General features: G+C 76.6%; 1 protein-coding gene. It reads left to right on the top strand.

Going from position 1 to position 606, the window contains the following annotated elements; genetic code table 11:
- The coding region (locus L0B03_RS18890; RefSeq protein WP_250448656.1) for a sensor histidine kinase at positions 1-606 on the top strand (606 nt) is incomplete at both ends.

The raw sequence follows: 606 nt of genomic DNA, 5'->3' as shown, positions 1-606 counted from the left end.
GCGAGCGTCAGATCCAGGCGCTGCGCCGCGAGCACGAGGCGCGCGTCGAGACGGCCGTGGCCCGCGAGCGCGCCGCGATGGCCCGTGAGCTGCACGACGTCGCCGCGCACCACCTGTCGGGCATCGCGGTGATGACCGGGGCCATCGGGCGGCAGATCGACGTCGACCCCGAGGCGGCGAAGGCCGCGGTGCAGCGGGTGCGCGGGGAGACCACCGCGATGCTCGACGAGCTGCGCAGCCTCGTCCGCCTGCTGCGGGACGCGCCCGCGGTCGGGCAGGGCGCGGAGGTGGAGGAGGCCCGGGTCGAGACCCTCGCGACCATCCCTGCCCTGGTCGAGCGGGTCCGTGCCTCGGGGGTCCAGGTGAGTCTCGAGGTGCTCGGCACCGCGGACGGCCCGCCACCGGGGGAGGTCGTCGGGCCCCTCGCCCAGCTGTCCGTCTACCGCACCGTGCAGGAGTGCCTGGCCAACGCCGCACGGCACGCACCGGGGGCGGCCTGCGCGGTGGTGCTGGACGCACGGGACCCGGCCGCTCTGGTGGTCAGCGTGCGCAACGATCCCCCGACCTTCACCTCGGCCCCGCCGGCGCGACACGGGTTCGAGCCCG

The sequence above is a fragment of the Actinotalea sp. C106 genome (genome assembly GCF_023630195.1).
Classification (GTDB): Bacteria; Actinomycetota; Actinomycetes; order Actinomycetales; family Cellulomonadaceae; genus Actinotalea.
The sequence above is the reverse complement of the archived record's forward strand: the minus strand, read 5'-3'. Positions and strand labels throughout refer to the sequence as shown.